Source organism: Lacticaseibacillus chiayiensis (genome assembly GCF_004123795.1).
In the GTDB taxonomy this organism is placed as follows: Bacteria; Bacillota; Bacilli; order Lactobacillales; family Lactobacillaceae; genus Lacticaseibacillus; species Lacticaseibacillus chiayiensis.
On sequence record NZ_MSSM01000046.1, the window covers coordinates 1 to 4,280 of the forward strand.

Genomic DNA, 4,280 nt, shown 5'->3' on the forward strand with positions numbered 1-4,280 from the left:
ATGAGTATCGCAGACGTAGGCTGGTGTACCTTCTTAGGCATGCTAACTTACAAGGCTGACCTTTATGGTCGCCAGTTTGTAACGGTCAATCCTAGGAATACCACTCAAACCTGTCATCGTTGCGACTTCGTAATGGGAACCGAAGGCACTGATAAGCTGACGCTTGCTGATCGAGAATGGACGTGTCCTAAATGCCATACCCATCACGTTCGCGATTACAATGCCGCGCAGAACATACTGATCAAAGGGCTTGCTAAATTAGCCTGATTAGGCTCGTCCCTATGGCAACCTGGGGACGCTAAAGGCACTGGTAATTGCCGTGTAAGACAAAGCAGTTCGTCGAACTGCCTGCAGTGGTGTATCTGTGCAAATTGTGATTCAAGCACTCGTAAGAAGGGTGTTTGCTCACAAGCCACTGACTTTAGTCAGTGGTGGTTGACCATCCAAATGTTTTTGTCCGTTTCTTCTTTATACCCGTTGATCATGTCTTGGGTTGGAAAGTCGCGCTCTTGATCGGTGATTTCAATGGTTTTCTGATACTGATCGTCCAAATACTTAAACTGCTTGACGAGACGTTGCATCAACTCAACCGACGTATATTGGCCAAATGTGATTTTCTCATCGGGCAGACCGGTATGATCGATGAACTCATGAGTGATCGCGTATGGTGATCCACCTAAAGCAATGAGTCGTTCTGCAATCGCATCCAACGCTTCGGCGAGTTGATCTTTGTAATCATCCATCAATGGGTGAAGGCGAAAGAAATTATGCCCACGCATATACCAGTGAATCTGTTGCACATTTGTTTGAAGCTGCATCAAATCCGCAATCAACTGATTAAGCTGATCAATGGTTTGCGGGTACTTAACATCAGACATCAATCATTCCTCCTTGTGTTTGGCACATGGTTTGCAACAACAACCATACTAAGGCACAGAGAGATTGTGGGGTTCTAGCAAAAAGCTCGGAATAACCTACATCAACTATCAATTAGACTTTTCTCGAGCAATAAAGTCATTTCTCAGAAGATTTATTCAACATATTTGATCATAACGTTTTGACGAGAATCGAAGCAAATAACTAGTCCTGCAAAATGTTTGACTTACTTTTCTCACTATGGCATCAATAAGTAAGCTGACTAGTTAATGGATTTTGAATGCTGAGGAGCGAAATATTTTGAAGAAATGGATTTGGGTGACACTCGGAACCCTTGTGAGTGTGATGGCGCTTGGCATCGGCGGATGGTGGCTAACTGACCATTATCATTATCAGCAGCTGGTTGATCAGCCTACTGACGTCAAAAAGTGGCAGGCAGATCCACGACCCTTGCAGTCGGAAAGTGAAGCACAAAAACGCATCACAGAAATTCGGCAACCGTCGTCTGGTGTGCACCCGGCAAAGAAAAGCAAGATGACAGTGATCCCGGGATTGCGGGGAGCGTGGTCAATCAACAACAAAACCAGGCAAGCTGCTTTTGGAACCAACTGGGTGCCGCAAGGAGTCGCTCAGTCAAAAAAAGCACTTTATGTCAGCATGTATGATGGTGATCATCGGTTAAATTCCATTATTATCGAGATCAACGCCAAAACCGGGCGTTACAATAAGACACTTATTTTACGCTCCAAGGCGCATGTCGGCGGGATTACCTACGATCTCGACAAGCAGCGATTGCTTTGGTCGGATGATAACTCAAAAGCAGGCGGCGCCGGGATCAGTTATGCCGCACAACGCGAAATTGACGCCTATCAGCCGCAAGTCAACCAAGCACCGCTGGCTTCAACTCGGATTCCGTTCCACCTGGCCAACCGCACCTCGGCCATGACCCTTTACAACCATCAATTGGTCTTGGTGAAATACGGTAAAAAGACTACCGGCCGTTCACTGATTGCCTTGCCCTTGAATGATGAGAACCTGCCAAATGCGATCACGCAAAAGAAGTTTATCAAGATCGTCAACGACATCGCCCCCCAGACGCAACATAAAAGCACGACTGAAATGTTAAGCATCCTTTTCAAAGCACTTATCAAAAAGAAAATCATTAATTCTTATAATCCTGCTTGGGACCGGTTGCAAGGCGTTGCGATTGCTAAAAATGGCGTGACCTTGTTTAGCCAGTCCAATGGCAGCGCGCCAGGCAAAGTCTGGATCCGAAGGGCCGTGGATAAGGGATGGGAAAAGTTAGATTTTCAAGCGCCGAAATCCGGCGATAAAATGATTAATGTGCCAAATTCAGTTGAGGAAATCAGCTTTAACCCTGATCAAGATAAGTTACTTCTTATCTTCGAAAGCGGCGCGAGGGTTTATCGTGAAGAAGGCTGGTTCTTCCATCGGCCGCATTACATGGATCGGATCATGTACCTGCCTCTAACCGTTTAGAGCGTTTCGCCTGATTATTAGTGGTTAGAAATCATAAAAAACAGCTGCAACCTGTTCGTCACCTCAATGACTGCGAGCGGTTACGGCTTTTTATTTTCAATCGAATATTTTCAACAACATCATCAGACTCACGGAAATTGATCAGCGAATAAAAACACAACGATCCTAAGATCATTGTGCCTGATCAACTATCCACCGCCTAACTTGATGTCTCACGTTTACCGCCCACGCTGGACCAACCTATACATAACTTGATCACCACCAACTTGGCTTGATTGTCTTTAGGTGGCAGTAATTGGATCATACCGAGCGTCAAATAGTTTTCCTATGGATAGCGTTCTAAAGCGGACCAATATGTTAACTCGGTAAGTCGTTTGGCTTTCTTTTTGAAAACGTTTACGATAATATTCAAGCTATACATAACGCTCTATGGACAAAGCCATAAATGAAGAACACGAATGTTTCGTTAAACGACTCGCCGCGGAGGCTTTGGTTTCGGATGGCGTGCAGTTGCCGCTAAGGGAGATTATTGCGATTCTTCCCTTGCCAGCCAATTTTCTGTACGGGAAAATGCTGGCGCTAACAGCAACCACCAACTATCTGTTGCCGAACACCTCTTTAAGCTTTGTCCGTTATCACGAAGACGAATCTATTTATTCGCAATCGGTACATCAAGTTATCGTGACGAAATTATATCATGGTGACGCTGAAAAGTTGCCGAAGATGCTTGCCGGACCTGGCTATGCGTTTATTCCCTTATCTGCACCTGATCATCGCAGTGTCATTTGGGTTGCTTCCCATCACCTAGTTGACCATGCCGTTCAGCGGCGGGGAGGTAAGCAGATTATTACGGTCAGATTTTGTGGAAACATGAAAATGACTTTACCAACGACTTACCATGCCGCCCACTTTTCGGAAATTCTCGCAGGCAGTCGCCTTTTGATGGACGTGACAGAACAATTAGCCAGAATCAGCGCAGGCTATGCGCCATTAGCCGACGATCCGCAACATAAACATGCGGTGCTGGTAGATCACAAGACGGCGAGGTTGTTGATGAATCACGTCAACGGACGGCTTTGGCATCAAGGCGCTAGGCAGGCTGTGGGAGATGACACGCATATGTTGCAATCCGTTAAAGAAAAAGGACGCAATCCAGATGGTATTTAGTTTGGCGTGGGCCAATTAATTGGAATATAGTCCATTACAAATTTGAGAATTTCATTTGGTCAAAAAAGGAATTAATGAAAGATGCGATTGTTGTTGAATGACGATGCACTCTAGCTGGCGTTGCGACCCCGACTAGCAGCGGTCACGGTGACATTAACTTGATTCGTCCTAACGTGAACAAAGCACAAGGGCTCGCGCTGCTTGGTCAAAGGCTTGGGGTCGACTTGTCCGAAATGTGTGCCTTCCGGTAATGGTGGTAATGACTTAGAGATGCTACAGGAAGTCGGCTTAGGCGTGGCCGTCGCCAATGCCGATCCGCGCATCATCGCTGTTGCTGATACCACGACAACAAGTAACGAAGAACAAGGTGTTTCGAAGTTTATGGCGTCACTGCTAACAATCGATCAACGGCACGCCGTCAACAGTCGCTGAACATTGACGCAGCATTTACGCCAAATAAAAAATGTCGTGAAAAGGGCGCCAGTTTCCCTGATTCGAAATGCGATAATCCCTTTATGGTTGTCAGATGAAATATCATAATTCATCTGATGATCATGGAGGGATTTTCTATGCCCAGATCTAAGCATACAGCTCAAGAAAAGTTACTCATATTGGAGGAGTTCAGACATTCGAAGACAAGTATCAGTAGTTTCTCCCGTCAACACGGTCTTGGTGATCGTACATTACAACGTTGGCAGGCGCGCTATGAACGTGATGGGATTAAGGGATTAGAGGAA

6 protein-coding genes are annotated in these 4,280 nt (G+C 45.8%); 5 read left to right on the top strand and 1 reads right to left on the bottom strand.

Annotated features, from left to right (window positions below):
• Nucleotides 1–267: RNA-guided endonuclease InsQ/TnpB family protein (locus BVJ53_RS13765; RefSeq protein WP_137295993.1), on the top strand; the 267-nt coding region annotated here is incomplete at its 5' end.
• 158 nt (nucleotides 268–425) lie between these two features.
• Here BVJ53_RS13765 and BVJ53_RS13770 read toward each other — a convergent pair.
• Nucleotides 426–878, bottom strand: coding sequence for a Dps family protein (locus BVJ53_RS13770; RefSeq protein ID WP_129302898.1), 453 nt, complete (start codon nucleotides 876–878; stop codon nucleotides 426–428).
• A gap of 295 nt (nucleotides 879–1,173) precedes the next feature.
• Here BVJ53_RS13770 and BVJ53_RS13775 point away from each other — a divergent pair, with 295 nt between their 5' ends.
• The 4 genes from BVJ53_RS13775 to BVJ53_RS13790 all read left to right on the top strand — a co-directional run.
• Nucleotides 1,174–2,376, top strand: coding sequence for a YncE family protein (locus BVJ53_RS13775; protein WP_191983453.1), 1,203 nt, complete (start codon nucleotides 1,174–1,176; stop codon nucleotides 2,374–2,376).
• Nucleotides 2,377–2,805: 429 nt separating this feature from the next.
• Complete coding sequence (locus tag BVJ53_RS13780; protein ID WP_129302900.1) at nucleotides 2,806–3,543, top strand: hypothetical protein; 738 nt, start codon at nucleotides 2,806–2,808, stop codon at nucleotides 3,541–3,543.
• Between the two features lie 201 nt (nucleotides 3,544–3,744).
• Nucleotides 3,745–3,975, top strand: a complete 231-nt coding sequence (locus BVJ53_RS13785) for an HAD family hydrolase (RefSeq protein ID WP_158280588.1) — start codon at nucleotides 3,745–3,747, stop codon at nucleotides 3,973–3,975.
• Between the two features lie 137 nt (nucleotides 3,976–4,112).
• On the top strand, nucleotides 4,113–4,280 hold a 168-nt coding region (locus tag BVJ53_RS13790), incomplete at its 3' end, for a helix-turn-helix domain-containing protein (RefSeq protein ID WP_158280589.1).

Coding starts and splice junctions, on each gene's coding strand:
- BVJ53_RS13770 (WP_129302898.1), bottom strand. CDS start 878: ATGTCTGATGTTAAGTACCCGCAAACCATTGATCAGCTTAATCAGTTG.
- BVJ53_RS13780 (WP_129302900.1), top strand. CDS start 2,806: ATGGACAAAGCCATAAATGAAGAACACGAATGTTTCGTTAAACGACTC.